The sequence below is a fragment of the Mycobacterium sp. 852014-52450_SCH5900713 genome, assembly GCF_001667075.1.
GTDB lineage: Bacteria > Actinomycetota > Actinomycetes > Mycobacteriales > Mycobacteriaceae > Mycobacterium.
Map to the genome: position 1 here is coordinate 211,913 of NZ_LZIL01000053.1, position 16,172 is coordinate 228,084.

The window sequence follows — 16,172 nt, forward strand, 5'->3', positions numbered from 1 at the left end:
TGGCATGCCCGGGAAAGCCCGGGCGAACGCCGGGGCGCGCGGGGGCTCGTTACCCGCGAAGCAGGTGTGCCGCAAGTAACCTAGTGGGATGCCTGTGCAACGTGTGGTTCGTGTGATTGCCACTGCGCTCACCCTTGTGGTGGTCCTGGGCACCGGGCTCGCGTGGAGCAACGTCCGGTCCTTCGAGGACGGCATCTTCCACATGTCCGCGCCCTCGCTCGGCAAGGGCGGCGACGACGGCGCGATCGACATCCTGCTGGTCGGCCTCGACAGCCGCACGGACGCGCACGGCAACCCGCTGTCCCAAGAGGAGCTGGCCGCCCTGCGGGCCGGCGACGAGGAAGCGACCAACACCGACACGATCATCCTGATCCGGATCCCCAACAACGGGAAGTCGGCGACGGCCATCTCGATCCCCCGCGACTCCTACGTCGCGGCCCCCGGCCTGGGCAAGACGAAGATCAACGGCGTCTACGGCCAGACCCGCGAGGCCAAGCGCACCAGCCTGGTCAAGGCCGGCGATTCGGCCGAGGACGCCGCGGCGCAGGGCACCGAGGCCGGGCGCGAGGCCCTGATCAAGACCGTCGCCGACCTCACCGGCGTCACCGTCGACCACTACGCCGAGATCGGGCTGCTCGGCTTCTCGTTGATCACCGACGCGCTCGGTGGCGTGGACGTCTGCCTCAAAGAGCCGGTTTTCGAACCGCTTTCGGGCGCCGACTTCCCGGCCGGCCAGCAACGCCTGGACGGGCCGGAGGCGCTCAGCTTCGTCCGTCAGCGCCACGAATTGCCGCGCGGCGACCTGGACCGGGTGGTGCGTCAGCAGGTGGTGATGGCCTCACTGGCCCACCGGGTCATCTCCGGCAAGACGCTGTCGAGCCCCACCACCGTGCGACGCCTCGAGGCCGCGGTGCAACGCTCGGTGGTGATCTCTCAGGGTTGGGACGTAATGGATTTCGTCCAGCAGATGCAGAAGCTCGCGGGCGGCAACGTCGCGTTCGCCACCATCCCGGTGCTGGACGGGGCCGGCTGGAGTGACGACGGCATGCAGAGTGTGGTGCGGGTGGACCCGCATCAGGTACAGGACTGGGTCAATGGGCTACTGCACGAGCAGGAGCAGGGCAAGACCGAGGAGATCGCCTACACCCCGGCGAAGACCACCGCCAGCGTGATCAACGACACCGACATCAACGGCCTGGCATCGGCGGTCTCACAGGTGTTGACCGCCAAGGGATTTGGCGCAGGTACCGTCGGCAACAACGACGCCGGCCATGTCAAGGGCAGCCAGGTCCGGGCCGCCAAGACCGACGACCTGGGGGCCCAGGAGGTGGCCAAGGAGCTCGGCGGGCTGCCGGTGGTCGCCGATGCATCCGTCGCGGCGGGCTCGGTCAAGGTGGTGCTGGGCAACGACTACAGCGGCCCCGGCTCCGGACTTTCCGGCACCGCGTCGGTGATGCCCGCCCGGGTGTCCAACGTCGGTGCGGTGGCCGCCGACCCGAACGTCCCGCCGCCCTCGCCGATCCTGACCGCCGGTTCCGACAAGCCCGAGTGCATCAACTGAGCACGCTCGCCGGCGCCATCCTCGACCCGATGCTGCGGACCGACCCGGTCGGCCCGCGCATCACCTACTACGACGACGCGACCGGCGAGCGCATCGAGCTGTCGGCGGCGACGCTGGCCAATTGGGCGGCCAAGACCGGCAACCTGTTACGCGACGAGCTCGGCGCCGGACCGGGCAGCCGGGTCGCGATCCTGCTGCCCGCGCACTGGCAGACCGCGGCCGTGCTGTTCGGGGTGTGGTGGATCGGCGCCGAGGCCGTGCTCGCATCGGGCCCGGCCGACATCGCCATGTGCACCGCCGAGCGGCTGGACGAGGCGGACGAGACCGGGGCCGGCGAGGTGGCGGTGCTGTCGCTGGACCCGTTCGGCCGCCCTGCGCCGGGCCTGCCGATCGGAGTCACCGACTACGCGACCGCCGTGCGGGTGCACGGCGACCAGATCGTCGCCGAACCCCATCCCGGTCCGGCGCTGGCCGGCCGATCGGTCGACGAGGTCCTCGCCGACTGCCAAAGCGCCGCCGCCGCAAAGGAATTGACGGCCGCCGACCGGGTGCTGTCCACCTCCGCGTGGTCGGAACCCGGCGAGCTGGTGGACGGCCCGCTGGCGATCCTGGCCGTCGGCGGCTCGCTGGTGCAGGTGGCCAATCCCGACCCGTCGGCGTTGCAGCGCAGGATCGAGACCGAAAAGGTCACCCGGGTGCTCTAACGCGCGGATACATATTGATATCGCAATATTTCAATGTTAACGTCGAGCGAGCATCAGCTGACGCCACGACGACAGGGAGGTCCGGGTAATGGCGGGGTACGCGCTCTTGGCGAAGGCGGCATCGACGGTGGTCACCGGCCTGGTCGGCGTGACGGCCTACGAGGTGGTGCGCAAGGCCGTGGCCAAGGCGCCGCTGCACGAGACCGCGGTGTCGGCTGCCGAGCTGGGGCTGCGCGGGACGCGCAAGGCCGAGGAAGCCGCCGAGTCCGCCCGCCTGAAGATCGCCGACGTCATGGCCGAAGCCCGCGAACGCATCGGCGAGGAAGCGCCCACGCCGGCCGTCGCCGACGTCCACCAGCACGACCACTGATCCCCGCGCAGATGGCGCTCGCCACCGCCCTGGACCCGGTCCGCTCGAAAGACCCCGCGCTGCAAATCGTTTCGGATGCGGCCGGGCGCATGCGGGTTTCCGTCGACTGGCTGCGGTGCGACTCCCGGCGCGCGGTGGCGGTCGAGGAGGCCGTCGCCAACGAGGACGGCGTGCGCGTGGTGCACGCCTACCCGCGCACCGGATCCGTCGTCGTCTGGTATTCGCCCCGGCGTTGTGACCGCGCCGCGGTGCTGGGCGCGATCAGCTCCGCCGCACACGTCGCCGCCGAGCTGATTCCCGCACGCGCGCCGCATTCGGAGGAGATCCGCAACACCGACGTGTTGCGGATGGTCGTCGGAGGTGCCGCGCTGGCCCTGCTCGGCGTGCGGCGCTACGTGTTCGCCCGGCCGCCGCTGCTCGGCCCGAACGGCCGGGTTCTGGCCACCGGGGTCACCATCTTCACCGGCTACCCGTTCCTGCGCGGCGCGCTGCGCTCGTTGCGCTCCGGCCGGGCCGGCACCGACGCCCTGGTGTCGGCGGCGACGGTGGCGAGCCTGGTGCTGCGCGAGAACGTGGTGGCGCTGACGGTGCTGTGGCTGCTCAACATCGGCGAGTACCTGCAAGACCTCACCCTGCGCCGGACCCGCCGGGCGATTTCCGAACTGCTGCGCGGCAGCCAGGACACGGCGTGGATCCGGCTGACCGATGGGGCCGAAGTCCAGGTCCCCATCGACGGCGTTCAGATCGGCGACGAGGTGATCATCCACGACCACGTCGCGATACCGGTGGACGGTGAGGTGGTCGACGGCGAGGCGATCGTCAACCAGTCCGCGATCACCGGCGAGAACCTGCCCGTCTCCGTCCTGGTCGGCGCGCACGTGCACGCCGGGTCGGTCGTGGTGCGCGGGCGCCTGGTGGTGCGCGCGCAGGCCGTCGGCAACCAGACGGCGATCGGGCGCATCATCACCCGGGTCGAGGAGGCCCAGCACGACCGCGCGCCCATCCAGACCGTGGGCGAAAACTTCTCTCGCCGTTTCGTTCCCACCTCGTTCATCGTGTCGGCCCTCACCCTGGCGGTCACCGGTGATGTGCGCCGCGCGATGACCATGCTGTTGATCGCGTGCCCCTGCGCGGTGGGCCTGTCCACCCCGACCGCGATCAGTGCCGCGATCGGCAACGGCGCCCGCCGCGGCATCCTGATCAAGGGCGGCTCCCACCTCGAGCAGGCCGGCCGGGTCGACGCGATCGTGTTCGACAAGACCGGGACGCTCACCGTCGGCCGCCCCGTGGTCACCAATATCATTGCCCTGCACAAGGATTGGGCACCCGAGCAGGTGCTGGCCTACGCGGCCAGCTCGGAGATCCACTCCCGCCATCCGCTGGCCGAGGCGGTGATCCGCTCCACCGAGGAACGCCACATCACCATCCCGCCGCACGAGGAGTGCGAGGTCCTGGTGGGTTTGGGCATGCGCACCTGGGCCGACGGCCGCACCCTGCTGCTGGGCAGCCCCGGGCTGCTGCGCGCCGAAAAGGTGCGGGTCTCGAAGAAGGCGTCGGAGTGGGTGGACCGGCTGCGCCGCCAGGCCGAGACCCCGCTGCTGCTCGCGGTCGACGGCAAGCTGGTGGGACTGATCAGCCTGCGCGACGAGGTGCGCACCGAGGCGGTCGAGGTGCTGAAGCAGCTGCGGGACAACGGTATCCGCCGCATCGTCATGCTCACCGGCGACCATCCCGACATCGCCCGGGTGGTCGCCGAGGAGCTGGGCCTCGACGAGTGGCGCGCCGAGGTGATGCCGGAGGACAAGCTCGAGGTGGTGCGCGGGCTGCAGAACGACGGCTACGTGGTTGGCATGGTCGGCGACGGCATCAACGACGCCCCGGCGCTGGCGGCCGCCGACATCGGGATCGCCATGGGCCTGGCCGGAACCGACGTCGCCGTCGAGACCGCCGACGTGGCACTGGCCAACGACGACCTGCACCGGCTGCTCGACGTGCGCGACCTGGGCGCCCGGGCCGTCGACGTCATCCGGGAGAACTACGGCATGTCCATCGCCGTGAACGCCGCCGGGCTGATCATCGGCGCGGGCGGTGCGCTATCCCCCGTGCTGGCCGCGATCCTGCACAACGCGTCGTCAGTCGCGGTGGTGGCCAACAGCTCCCGGCTGATCCGCTACCGGCTGGACTAGCACCCGCTTGAGCACCTTGCCGCCCGCGTTGCGCGGCAGCTCGTCGACGAACAGCACGTCACGCGGGATCTTGAAGCGCGCCAGCCGGTTTCGCACATATTCCCGGACCTCGTGCTCGGCCAGCGTCGCGCCCGGCCGGAGCACGAGGTAGGCGCGCAACCGCTGCCCGAACTCCTCGTCGGTGTCGCCGACGACGGCGGCGTCGAGGATGCCGGGATGCTGCGTGAGCGCCTCTTCGACCTCGCCGGGGTAGACGTTCTCACCGCCGGAGACGATCATCTCGTCGTCGCGCCCGTCGATGAATAGCCTGCCGTCGGAATCGAAATGGCCCATGTCGCCGGTGGACATCAGGCCCTGAACCGACTCCTTGGTGCCGCCATCGGTATATCCCTCGAAGGTCAGCACGTTGCCGACGAAGATCCGCCCCGGCGTCCCCGGCGGCACCTCGCGGCCGTCGTCGCCGAAGATCTTGACGACCGAGCCCGGGACCACCGCACCCACGCAGCCGGGCGCGGCGGTCAGGTCGGCCGGCGTGGCGATGGTGGCGTAGGCGACCTCGGTGGATCCATACATGTTGTAGACCACGGGGCCGAGCGCCTCGAGCGCCCGGGTGGCCAGCGCGCCACCGAGCTGGGAACCGCCGATGAACACGATGCGCAGCGACGACAGGTCGTGCTCGGCCAGGGCGGCCGGCCCCAGATCAAGGATGCGCCGCAACATGATCGGCACGACGATCATGGCGCTGGCCCGATGCGCGGCCACGCTGGCCAGCGTCTCTCGGGCATCGAAGTGGCGGCGCAGCACCAGGGTCGAGCCCAGCACCATCGCATACATCGCGTGGCTGAAACCCATCGAATGAAGAAGCGGCACACAGCATTCCGTGACTTCCCGGCCGCGGAACGGCACCTTGCCGAGCAGACCGCCCACCGGTATCAGCGAGTGGGGCTCGGAGCGCGCGGCGCCCTTCGGCGTTCCCGTCGTCCCACTGGTCGAGATGACAATCTTGGGCCGCCCACCCGACGAGGGCGGCGGGCGGGGATCCCCGCGTTCGATCAGCGCGTCCAGGGAGTCGGGAGCGGGCGTATCCGTCCAGGCCCGGATCCGGCCCAGCCTCGGGCGGACGTCCCCGACGACGGCGCTGTACTCCTCGTCGTAGACCAGCAGGTCCGCGCCTTCGCGGGCCAGCGTTTCGGCGAACTGCGTGCGCCCGAAGCCGGTGTTGAGCAGCAGGACGAATGCGCCGCACTTGCCGGCGGCGAAGACGGCCTCCAGGAACCCCCGGTGGTTGCCGGCCAGGATGGCCACACCGGCGCCCGGGCCGAGCCCGCGCCGCCGCCACTCGTTGGCCAACGCGTTGGTCCGCTCGTCCAGCTCACCGAACGTCAGGGGCCCGCGCTCGTCGATCAGCGCCACCCCGTCACGGTCTCGCCCGGCGGCGATCGCCGGCGCCGCCCCCAGCAGGCCGTAGCGTTTGAGGGCGCGCAGCGCCGGCACGATCCGCCCGGGCGGTAGCCACCCCAATCCCCCGGACCGAACATAGAGAAAGAGCGACCGGGCTTCCAAGCCCGCGCGCCGAAGAGGTTCCACACGTCGATGCTGCCGCCGGGCCCCGCCCGGGAATAAGGGCGCAACGCCACTGCGACAGGGGTCTTTCGTCACCATCGTTACTCTGGTTAACGACTAGACGGAAAGGGCATTGCCGATGACGCGCACCGACAACGACAGCTGGGACCTGGCCACGAGCGTGGGGGCCACCGCCACCATGGTGGCAGCCGGACGGGCCCGGGCCACCCGCGACGGCCTGATCGACGACTCGTTCGCCGAGCCCCTGGTGCGCGCCGTCGGCGTCGATTTCATGACGCGGTGGGCCGCCGGCGAATTGAGCTCGGCCGACGTCGACGAGCCCGGCGCCCCGTGGGGCATGCAACGCATGACCGACATGCTGGCCGCCCGCACGCGCTACATCGACGCGTTCTTCGCCGAGGCGGGTGCGACGGGCATCCGCCAGGTCGTCATCCTGGCCTCGGGCCTGGACGCGCGCGCCTACCGGCTGCCGTGGGCGGCGGGCACCACGGTGTTCGAGATCGACCAACCGCAAGTCATCGAATTCAAGACGGCGACCATCGCCGAGCTGGGCGCCCGGCCCACCGCCGAGGTTCGGGCCGTGCCCATCGACCTGCGCCACGATTGGCCGTCGGCGCTGCGCGAGGCCGGCTTCGACACCGGCCGGCCGGCCGCCTGGGCCGCCGAGGGCCTGCTCGGCTTCCTGCCGCCCGAGGCACAGGACCGGTTGCTCGACGACATCACCGCGCTCAGCGCCGACGGGAGCCGGCTGGTGGCCGAGATCTTCAGCAACTCCGGCGACAACGGGGACGCCCTGAACGCCGCCAGCGAGAAGTGGCGGGAGAACGGCCTGGACATTGCGCTCGGCGACCTGGGGTTCCCCGGCGAGCGCAACGACGCGGCGACGTATCTGGAGCGGCGGGGCTGGCGCCCGGTTCGCACACCCCTGAATCAGTTGTTGGCCGACAACGGGTTACCTTTGCAGCGCACCGAAGCCGGTGCGCCGTTCGCCGAGAACTACTACTGCATCGCGGAGTTGCACACGGCCCGTTGACGGAAGGCCACCCATGGCAGACAGCACGCCCGCCAAGCCGCTTGACGGGTTCCGGGTACTCGATTTCACCCAGAACATCGCCGGGCCGCTGGCCGGCCAGGTGCTGGCCGACCTGGGCGCCGAGGTGATCAAGGTCGAGGCGCCCCTGGGTGAGGCGGCCCGGCAGATCACCGCGGTCCTGCCCGGGCGTCCGCCGCTGCCCACGCTGTTTCTGCCGCACAACCGGGGCAAGAAGTCGGTGGCCGTCGACCTCACGAACGACGAAGCCAAGCAACAGATCCTGCGGCTGGTCGATGACGCCGACGTCGTGCTGGAAGGGTTCCGCCCCGGCGTGATGGAACGGATGGGCCTGGGCCCCGACGAGTTGCGCGCCCGCAACCCCCGGCTGGTCTACGCGCGGCTGTCGGCCTATGGCGGCAACGGCCCGCACGGCAGCAGGCCGGGCGTCGATCTGATGGTCGCAGCCGAGTCGGGCATGACCACCGGGATGCCGACACCGACCGGCAAACCGCAGATCATCCCCTTCCAGCTCGTCGACGCCGCCAGCGGTCACGTGCTGGCCCAGGCGGTGCTGGCCGCGCTGCTCAACCGGGAGCGCCACGGCGTCGCCGACGTGGTGAGCGTCGCCATGTACGACGTGGCGGTCAACTTGCAGGCCAGTCAGCTCACGATTCATCTGAACAAACCCAGCGAGGCTGCCAAGCCCGACGCCACACCGAAGCCGAAGAAGCGCAAGGGAGTTGGCTTCGCGACCCAACCCTCCGACGCGTTCAAGGCCGCCGACGGGTACCTGGTGATCAGCGCGTATGTGCCAAAGCATTGGGCGAAGCTGTGCCAGATCATCGGGCGGCCGGACCTGCTGACCGACGAGCGGTTCATCGATCAGCGTTCGCGGGCAATGAATTACCACGAGTTGACCGAAGAACTCGAGTCGGCGCTGGCCGCCAAGACGGCGGCCGAATGGGTTGAGCTGCTTCAGGAAAGTGGCCTGATGGCCTGCCTGGCCTACACCTGGAAGCAGGTGGTGGACACCCCGCTGTTCGGGGAGAACGAGCTCGCCTTGCGGGTGGGCACCGGCGGCGACGCGGTCACGGTGGTCCGCATGCCGGCGCGCTACGCGAGCTTCGACGCGGTGGTCACCGATCCCCCGCCCGCGCCCGGGCAGCACAATGACGAGTTCCTCACGGCGCCATAGCCTTACAGGCTGGGCAGGCGCACCACCTGGACGAAGAACTCGTCGATCTGCCGGACCGCCTTCATGAACTGGTCCAGGTCGACCGGCTTGGTGACGTAGGCGTTGGCGTGCAGCTTGTAGCTGCGCAGGATGTCCTCCTCGGCCGAGGAGGTGGTGAGCACGACGACCGGGATGCGGGCCAGGTCCGGGTCGGACTTGACCTTCTCCAGCAGCTGGCGGCCGTCGTACTTGGGCAGGTTCAGGTCCAGCAGGATGAGGTCGGGCCGCGGCGCATCCTCGAACTTGCCGCGGCGGTAGAGGTAGTCGAGGCCTTCCTCTCCGTCGTGCGCCACGTGGAGCCGGTTCTTGAGTTTGTTGTGCTCGAAGGCTTCTCGCGTGATGAGCTCGTCCCCCGGGTCGTCCTCGACGAGCAGAATGTCGATCGCTCTGCCTTCTGATGTCATTGATGCGCTCCTTCCAAAGCGTCTGAGTCTGCTTCACCGGCGGGCTCGGGCATGGGCAGCGTGAACTCGAACCGCGTCCCGTCGGTGCGGGTCGGGTCGATCCGGATGGTGCCGCCATGATGCTCGACGATCTTCTTGACCAACGCGAGGCCGACGCCGGTCCCGGCGTACACGTCGCGGCCGTGCAGGCGTTGGAAAATGACGAAGACCTTGTCGGCGAACTCGACCGGGATACCGATGCCGTTGTCCGACACGGTGATCACCCATTCGCCGTCGTGGACGCCGGTGCCCGGCGCGCACTCGATGACGACGCGGGGCCGGCGGTCTTTGTGCCGGAACTTCACCGCGTTGCCGATCAGGTTCTGCCATAGCATCGTCAGCAGCATGGGGTCGCCCTTGATCCGCGGGAGCGCGTCGGGGCGCACGATTTCGGCTTCCGACTCTTCGATCGCGGTGGCCAGGTTGGCCAGGCCGGAGTCCAGCGCCGTGTCGAGGTCCACGTCGGTCTCCGTGGCACCCAGGCGCCCGACGCGCGAGAAGGTAAGCAGGTCATTGATCAGCGCCTGCATCCGTTTGGCCCCGTCGACCGCGAATCCGATGTATTCGATACCGCGCTCGTCGAGCTTGTCGCCGTATCGCCGCTCCAGCAGCTGGCAGAACGAGGCGACCTTGCGCAGCGGCTCCTGCAGATCGTGCGACGCGACGTAGGCGAACTGCTCGAGTTCGGTGTTGGACCGGCGCAATTCGGCCGCCTGCTCGTCCAGCTGCGCCTGGGCCGTACGCGATGTCTCGAGCTCGTCGACCATGCGCTTGCGCATGTTCTCCACGTTGATCGCCATGTCGCGAACGTCTTTGGGCCGCTTCGGCGGCGCGATGCTTTCCTCGAAGTTGCCCTCGGTGATCCGCCGGCACGCCGCGGCCAGCGCGGCGAGCGGACGCGCGACCGTGTCCCGGATCAGGACCCCCAGCATCCCGGCCGTGACGAAGAACAGCAACACCATGGCGCCGAATGCCCTATTGCGCCAGGCATCGACCCGCTTGAGTTCGTCCGCGGCGGTCGCCCGCGCGGCGGCCAGGTCCGCGTTCTGGCTGTCGAAAAGCATTCGCAAATGGTCGAATTCGGCTTTGCCGCGCTCCGCCGACGGTTTGCTCGTGACGTTCTTGCCGTTCGGCATCACGGTGCCGATGACCGGTTCGGCGTAGCTTGCCCGCCACTTGGCCGCGGCGTTCTCGATCGCGTCCAGGTCACCGATGAGGTCCGGACGCTCGCTCAGGTGGCGCCGGATGTCGTCCACCGCAGTGCGTTCGGCGTGTTGCCCGTCGTAGTACGGCGTGAGGAATTGCCGGTCCCCGGCGATCAGGTAGCCCCGGATGCCCGTCTCCTGGTCGCGCAGCGCGGCCTGCAGCTGGAAGGCCGCCACGCGCGCCGGCTGGATGTTGTCGAGGAGTTCGTGCGTCATCTCGTCGGTGCGGTCCAGCAAGAGCGCGCCGACGAGTGCGCCGGCCAGCACCATCACGCCCATGCTGACCAGGACCAGGGCCTGCCAGCCACGCACGGTGAGCTGCGACAGGCGCAGGCGGCGCAACCTCGGGATCACCTGGTGGTCCGTTCGACCCGCAGCACGGCGATGTCGTCGGTGAGCCCGCCCTGCGACTGGGCCAGCGCCTGGGCGCCGTCGATGAGCGCGTCGACGAACTCCAGTCCCGGCCGGTTCGCGTGCGAGCGGGCCAGCTCGAGCAGACCGTCCTCGCCGAGGCGCTGGGTGCCTTGTCCGGAATACCCCTCGAACAGGCCGTCGGTCAGCAGCAGCAGGCCGTGGCCCGCGGGAAAGTCCATCTCATGGCGCGGCCAGTCGTCGTCGGCGCGCAGGCCCAGCGCCGGACCTCCCGGCGGCTCCACCCATTCGACCGTTCCGTCGCGCTGCAACAGCATCCCGGGGTGACCGGCCCGGATGACGGTGATGAGTTGGCTGTCGGCCGGGATCTCCAGACTGAGCACGGTCGCGAAAACGCCTGTGCCCGTGCGCTCGGAGTGCAGCACCCGCTCGAGCTGCCGCATCAGCTCCACCCCGTGCACGCCGGCGAAGGTGAGCGCGCGAAAGGCGATGCGCAGCGCCGCGCCCAGGGCGGCCTCGTGCGGCCCGTGCCCAGCGACGTCGCCGATCAGGACGTGAACGACCCGGTCGGGCGTCTGGACCACGTCGTAGAAGTCGCCGCACAGCAGCGCGTCCTCGCGGCTCGGCCGGTACCGCGCGACGATGTCTACGCCCGGGTTGTCCAGTAGCAGCGGGGAGGGCAGCAGGCCGCGCTCCAGCAGGGCGTTCTCCCGGGCCCGCAGCTGGGTCGCGTGCAGGTCGGCGGCGATCAGCTCGGCGCGCTTGCGCTCGATCGCGTACAGCAGTGCGCGCCGCAGCATCTCGGGCTCGACCCGGCCCTTCACCAGGTAGTCCTGGGCACCGGCGGCGACCGCCGAGGCGCCGAAGTACTCGTCGTTCAGCCCGGTCAGCACGACGATGGGAACGGTGGCGTCGCGCTTGGCGATGCGGTCCAGCGCGTCCATGCCGTTGGCGTCGGGCAGGTGTAGGTCCAGCAGCACGCAGTCGGGCCGGGCGGAGGCGAGTTCGCGCTCGGCGTGGGCCATCGACTGCGCCCACACCACCCGGATATCGGCGACCGCATCGGCGATCAGGTCTTCCACCAGCACCGCGTCGGCGCGGTCGTCCTCGACCAATAGCAACGAGAACGACTGCCAGTTCGCCGGCGGGGTCACTGGAGCGCGCACGGGCATCATTTCCCGGTCATCCGGGCGCGCACAGACGGCGCCAGGCCGTTCACTGAGACCCCCACGGTCAGACCCATTCGCACGACTCTACGTGTGGCCCCACCACCCCGAATGGCTGCCCTGAGAGATGCTAGCGTCGCGTTCAGCGCAGCAGCGCCCGCGACATGACAACGCGCTGAATCTGATTCGTGCCCTCGTAGATCTGGGTGATCTTGGCGTCGCGCATCATCCGCTCGACCGGGAAGTCGACGGTGTAGCCGGCGCCGCCGAAGAGTTGCACCGCGTCGGTGGTCACCTCCATCGCGACGTCCGACGCCCAGCACTTGGACGCCGCGGAGATGAAGCCCAGGTTGGATTCGCCGCGTTCCGCGCGGGCGGCCGCGTGGTAGACCATCAGCCGGGCCGACTCCAGCTTCATGGCCATGTCGGCGAGCATGAACTGCACACCCTGGTTGTCGCTGACCGGGTTGCCGAACTGCTTGCGGTCCTTGGTGTAAGCGATGGCGGCGTCCAGCGCGCCCTGCGCGATGCCGACCGCCTGGGCGCCGATGGTGGGGCGGGTGTGGTCCAGCGTCGCCAGCGCGGTCTTGAAGCCGGTGCCCGGCTCACCGATGATCCGGTCGCCGGGGATGCGGCAGTTCTCGAAGTACAGCTCGGTGGTCGGGGAGCCCTTGATGCCGAGCTTCTTCTCTTTGGGCCCGACGGTGAACCCCTCGTCGTCGGCGTGCACCATGAACGAGGAGATGCCATTGGCGCCCTTGTCCGGGTCGGTGACCGCCATGACGGTGTACCAGCTCGACTTGCCGCCGTTGGTGATCCAGCACTTGGCGCCGTTGAGAATCCAGTCGTCGCCGTCGGCCTTGGCCCGCGTGCGCATCGAGGCCGCGTCGCTGCCGGCTTCCCGCTCGGAAAGCGCGTAGGACGCCATCGCGGTGCCGTCGGCGATGGACGGCAACACCTGCTTCTTCAGCTCGTCGGAGCCCCGCAGGATCAGCCCCATGGTGCCCAGCTTGTTCACCGCGGGGATCAGCGAGGCCGAGGCGTCGACGCGGGCGACCTCCTCGATCACGATGCACGCCGCGACGGAATCCGCGCCCTGGCCGCCGTACTCCTCGGGGACGTGGACCGCGTTGAAGCCGGACGCGTTGAGCGCCTGAAGCGCCTCGTCCGGGAAGCGCGAATTCTCGTCCACGTCGGCGGCGTGCGGCGCGATCTCCTTCTCCGCCAGCGCGCGGATCGCCGCCCTCAGCTCCTGGTGCTCCTCGGGCAACTGGAACAAATCGAACGACGGGTCTCCGGCCCAACCAGCCATCTCAAGCCTCCTTGCTACTCGCCGGTAACTTTACCGTGCAGCTGCTGCAGCGCCTCATCCTTGGCGCGCACGCTGTCGGCCAGCTGGCCTTGGAACTCGACGAGGCGGGCCCGCAGCGCCGGGTCGGACGAGCCGAGGATGCGCACCGCGAGCAGGCCCGCGTTGCGCGCGCCGCCGATCGAGACCGTGGCCACCGGGACGCCGGCAGGCATCTGCACGATCGACAGCAACGAGTCGAGGCCGTCCAGGCGCGCCAGCGGAACCGGCACCCCGATCACCGGCAGCGGCGTCGCGGACGCGACCATCCCGGGCAGGTGGGCGGCGCCGCCGGCGCCCGCGATGATCACCTCGATGCCGCGGTCGGCCGCGCCGCGCGCGTAGTCGAACATCGCCTGGGGCGTGCGATGCGCCGAGACCACCCGAACCTCGGCCGGCACGTCGAACTCGGCCAGCGCCGCCGCGGCGTCGGACATCACCGACCAGTCGCTGTCGCTGCCCATGATCACGCCAACGCGAGGCTCACTCATGCGGATCCCATCCGTCCGTCCACTGCCCGTGCGACAACCAGTGTGCCGCCAACTCGGCGCGCGTCCGCAGCGCGGCCACCTCCGCCATGTCGGTACCCAGAAAATTGACGTGGCCGACCTTGCGACCGGGCCGTTCCTCCTTGCCGTAGAGGTGCACCCGGGCGTCGGGCATCCGCGCGAACAGGTGGTGCAACCGCTCGTCGATCGTCATCGCGGGCCGCTCCGCGGCGCCGAGCACGTTGGCCATCACCGTCACCGGCGCGATGGCGTCGGTGTCGCCCAGCGGATAGTCCAGCACCGCGCGGACGTGCTGTTCGAATTGACTGGTGCGCGCCCCGTCCATGGTCCAGTGCCCGGAGTTGTGCGGCCGCATCGCCAGCTCGTTGACGAGCAGCTCCCCGTCGGTGGTCTCGAACAGCTCGACCGCGAACACCCCGACCACACCCAGCTCGGCGGCCAGGCGCAACGCCAGCTGCTGGGCGGCGGCCGCGACGCTATCGGGCAGCCCGGGGGCGGGCGCGATCACCTGCACGCAGATCCCGTCCTGTTGCACCGTCTCGACGACCGGCCACGCCGCGCCCTGGCCGAACGGTGAGCGCGCCACCAGCGCCGAAAGCTCGCGGCGCAGACTCACCTGCTCCTCGGCCATCACCGGCACCTCAGCCGCCAGGAAGTCGGCCGCGATCTCTCGGGCGTGCAGCGGGTCGCGTGCCATCCGCACCCCGCGCCCGTCGTAGCCACCGCGCACCGCTTTCACGACCACGGGGCCGGCGATGCGCCGCGCGAAGGCATCGAGTTCGTCGACGCTCCGGATTTCGGCGTAGGTGGGCACGGGAACGCCCAGCGACTCCAGCTTCCGGCGCATGACCAGCTTGTCCTGGGCGTGCACCAGCGCCTGCGGCGGCGGGGCGACGTTGACGCCCTCGGCGACCAGCTTGTCCAGCAGCTCGCCCGGCACATGCTCGTGATCGAACGTCAGGACATGGGCCCCGGCGGCGACCCGGCGCAGGTCTTCCAGCTCGGTGTGCGAACCGATCACGACGTCGGGGGTGACCTGCGCGGCCGGCTCGTCGGCGGCGGTCGCCAGCACCCGCAGCGTCTGCCCCAGGGCGATCGCGGCCTGATGGGTCATCCGGGCAAGCTGGCCGCCGCCGACCATGGCGACCAACGGCGCTACTGCGGGGGCGGCCCTGGGCGGGCGTGTACTCGGCACGGCCATCATGGTGTCACGGCGCGGGCGGCGTGTTGACCGGCGGTGACACCGAATCGTTATGTACGATTTTGCGTCGATTTTGTGTCCGTCCGTACACTGACCACTTGTGCCCTTCGCCGACGCCGCAATCGAGCGCATGCCCGGGTTTATTCAGCCCTATTTGCTGCGCCACCACGAGCTGATCAAATTCGCCATCGTCGGCGGCACCACGTTCGTGATCGACTCGGCGATTTTCTACACCCTGAAGCTGACAATTCTGGACTCCAAGCCGGTCACCGCGAAGGTCATCGCCGGCATCGTCGCGGTGATCGCCTCCTACGTGTTGAACCGCGAGTGGAGCTTCCGCGATCGCGGCGGCCGGGAACGGCACCACGAGGCGCTGCTGTTCTTCGCCTTCAGCGGCGTGGGGGTGCTGCTGTCCATGGCGCCGCTGTGGTTCTCCAGCTACGTCCTGCAGCTGCGGGAGCCGATGGTCTCGCTGACCGTGGAAAACATCGCCGACTTCATCTCGGCCTACATCATCGGCAACCTGCTGCAGATGGCCTTCCGCTTCTGGGCGTTCCGGCGCTGGGTGTTTCCCGACGAGTTCGCGCGCAACCCCGACAAGGCACTGGAATCCGCCCTCACCGCCGGCGGCATCGCCGAGATGCTCGAGGACGAGATCGAGGGCGGGAACGTCACTCCGCTGCGCACCTGGCGCAACCGGGCCGGCCGGTGGGGTCAGCTGGGCGACTCCTCCGAACCCAGGGTGTCGAAGACTTCGTGATACAGCAGCGCGTGCACCTCGCGCAGGCGCGGAATGTCATAGAACTCCAACGGATCCTGTGACGCCGATTCGATAATCAGCGTCCCGGTGCGAAACATTCGCTCGGTGATCCGATCGCGGAATTCCACGCTGTTGATCCGTGCCAGGGGGATATCGATTCCGGTGCGGGTGAGCACCCCGTGCCGAAACATCACCCGCCGGTTCGTCACAACGAAATGAGTGGTCAGCCAGCTCAGGAACGGCCACAGCGTCAGCCAGCCGACGATCACCAGCCAGATGCCCCAGATGACGCCATAGATGATGTTCTTGGCCAGCTGACCCCAATGCGTCGAGTTCAGGTATCCCGATCCGAACGCCGCCAGCGCGGTCGCCAGCAGCAGGGCCACGACGGGCCAGATCAACCGCTTCCAGTGCGGGTGGCGGTGGACGATAACCTGCTCGCCCGCGGCCAGGATGTTATCCGGGTAGCTCATGCCCGCCGACATTAGCCGCGCGG

The 16,172-nt window shown here is 69.4% G+C and carries 15 protein-coding genes; 7 read left to right on the forward strand and 8 right to left on the reverse strand.

Going from position 1 to position 16,172, the window contains the following annotated elements; genetic code table 11:
- The first annotated feature begins 88 nt into the window (after nt 1-88).
- The 4 genes from A5773_RS17455 (at nt 89) to ctpC (ending at nt 4,821) form a co-directional block, all read left to right on the forward strand.
- A complete protein-coding gene (locus A5773_RS17455) occupies nt 89-1,561 on the forward strand; it encodes an LCP family protein (RefSeq protein WP_067791764.1) in 1,473 nt (490 codons plus the stop codon).
- Nucleotides 1,549-2,265 (forward strand): TIGR03089 family protein, encoded by a 717-nt coding sequence (locus tag A5773_RS17460; RefSeq protein ID WP_197507888.1) that lies wholly within the window; start codon nt 1,549-1,551, stop codon nt 2,263-2,265. Before A5773_RS17455 ends, A5773_RS17460 begins: the two co-directional genes overlap by 13 nt.
- Nucleotides 2,266-2,353: 88 nt before the next feature.
- Entirely contained in the window at nt 2,354-2,635 is a 282-nt protein-coding gene (locus A5773_RS17465) for a DUF1490 family protein (protein ID WP_066949897.1), read from the forward strand.
- An 11-nt stretch (nt 2,636-2,646) separates the two neighbouring features.
- A complete protein-coding gene (gene ctpC, locus A5773_RS17470) occupies nt 2,647-4,821 on the forward strand; it encodes a manganese-exporting P-type ATPase CtpC (RefSeq protein WP_067791766.1) in 2,175 nt (724 codons plus the stop codon).
- Here the strand turns inward: ctpC and A5773_RS17475 are convergent.
- A complete protein-coding gene (locus tag A5773_RS17475; RefSeq protein WP_067791768.1) occupies nt 4,768-6,408 on the reverse strand; it encodes an AMP-binding protein in 1,641 nt (546 codons plus the stop codon). The two genes, ctpC and A5773_RS17475, sit on opposite strands and share 54 nt — an antisense overlap.
- Before the next feature lie 115 nt (nt 6,409-6,523).
- Between A5773_RS17475 and A5773_RS17480 the strand changes: the two genes are divergently transcribed.
- Both A5773_RS17480 and A5773_RS17485 read left to right on the forward strand, forming a co-directional pair.
- Nucleotides 6,524-7,438 (forward strand): class I SAM-dependent methyltransferase, encoded by a 915-nt coding sequence (locus A5773_RS17480; protein ID WP_067260495.1) that lies wholly within the window; start codon nt 6,524-6,526, stop codon nt 7,436-7,438.
- A 13-nt stretch (nt 7,439-7,451) separates the two neighbouring features.
- Entirely contained in the window at nt 7,452-8,633 is a 1,182-nt protein-coding gene (locus tag A5773_RS17485) for a CoA transferase (RefSeq protein ID WP_067791771.1), read from the forward strand.
- Nucleotides 8,634-8,635: 2 nt separating this feature from the next.
- On the opposite strand, the gene A5773_RS17490 is transcribed toward A5773_RS17485, so the two are convergent.
- The 6 genes from A5773_RS17490 to A5773_RS17515 form a co-directional block, all read right to left on the reverse strand.
- The gene (locus A5773_RS17490) at nt 8,636-9,076 is read right to left on the reverse strand and encodes a response regulator (protein ID WP_066949862.1); all 441 of its coding nucleotides are present in this window, start codon (nt 9,074-9,076) and stop codon (nt 8,636-8,638) included.
- Complete coding sequence (locus A5773_RS17495; RefSeq protein ID WP_082948290.1) at nt 9,073-10,599, reverse strand: sensor histidine kinase; 1,527 nt, start codon at nt 10,597-10,599, stop codon at nt 9,073-9,075. The genes A5773_RS17490 and A5773_RS17495 overlap by 4 nt, the downstream gene beginning before the upstream one ends.
- 71 nt (nt 10,600-10,670) lie before the next feature.
- Complete coding sequence (locus A5773_RS17500) at nt 10,671-11,867, reverse strand: PP2C family protein-serine/threonine phosphatase (RefSeq protein WP_066949856.1); 1,197 nt, start codon at nt 11,865-11,867, stop codon at nt 10,671-10,673.
- 133 nt (nt 11,868-12,000) lie between these two features.
- Nucleotides 12,001-13,170: an acyl-CoA dehydrogenase gene (locus A5773_RS17505; protein ID WP_066949853.1), complete on the reverse strand. Its 1,170-nt coding sequence runs from the start codon at nt 13,168-13,170 to the stop codon at nt 12,001-12,003.
- A 14-nt stretch (nt 13,171-13,184) separates the two neighbouring features.
- On the reverse strand, nt 13,185-13,697 hold the full coding sequence (gene purE / locus A5773_RS17510) for a 5-(carboxyamino)imidazole ribonucleotide mutase (RefSeq protein ID WP_156659307.1): 513 nt from the start codon (nt 13,695-13,697) through the stop codon (nt 13,185-13,187).
- On the reverse strand, nt 13,690-14,919 hold the full coding sequence (locus A5773_RS17515) for a 5-(carboxyamino)imidazole ribonucleotide synthase (protein WP_197507889.1): 1,230 nt from the start codon (nt 14,917-14,919) through the stop codon (nt 13,690-13,692). Before A5773_RS17515 ends, purE begins: the two co-directional genes overlap by 8 nt.
- 97 nt (nt 14,920-15,016) lie before the next feature.
- On the opposite strand from A5773_RS17515, the gene A5773_RS17520 reads away from it, so the two are divergent.
- Nucleotides 15,017-15,676 (forward strand): GtrA family protein, encoded by a 660-nt coding sequence (locus A5773_RS17520; RefSeq protein ID WP_066949843.1) that lies wholly within the window; start codon nt 15,017-15,019, stop codon nt 15,674-15,676.
- On the opposite strand, the gene A5773_RS17525 is transcribed toward A5773_RS17520, so the two are convergent.
- Nucleotides 15,631-16,149, reverse strand: a complete 519-nt coding sequence (locus tag A5773_RS17525) for a PH domain-containing protein (RefSeq protein WP_067791824.1) — start codon at nt 16,147-16,149, stop codon at nt 15,631-15,633. The genes A5773_RS17520 and A5773_RS17525 overlap by 46 nt on opposite strands.
- Nucleotides 16,150-16,172 lie beyond the last annotated feature (23 nt).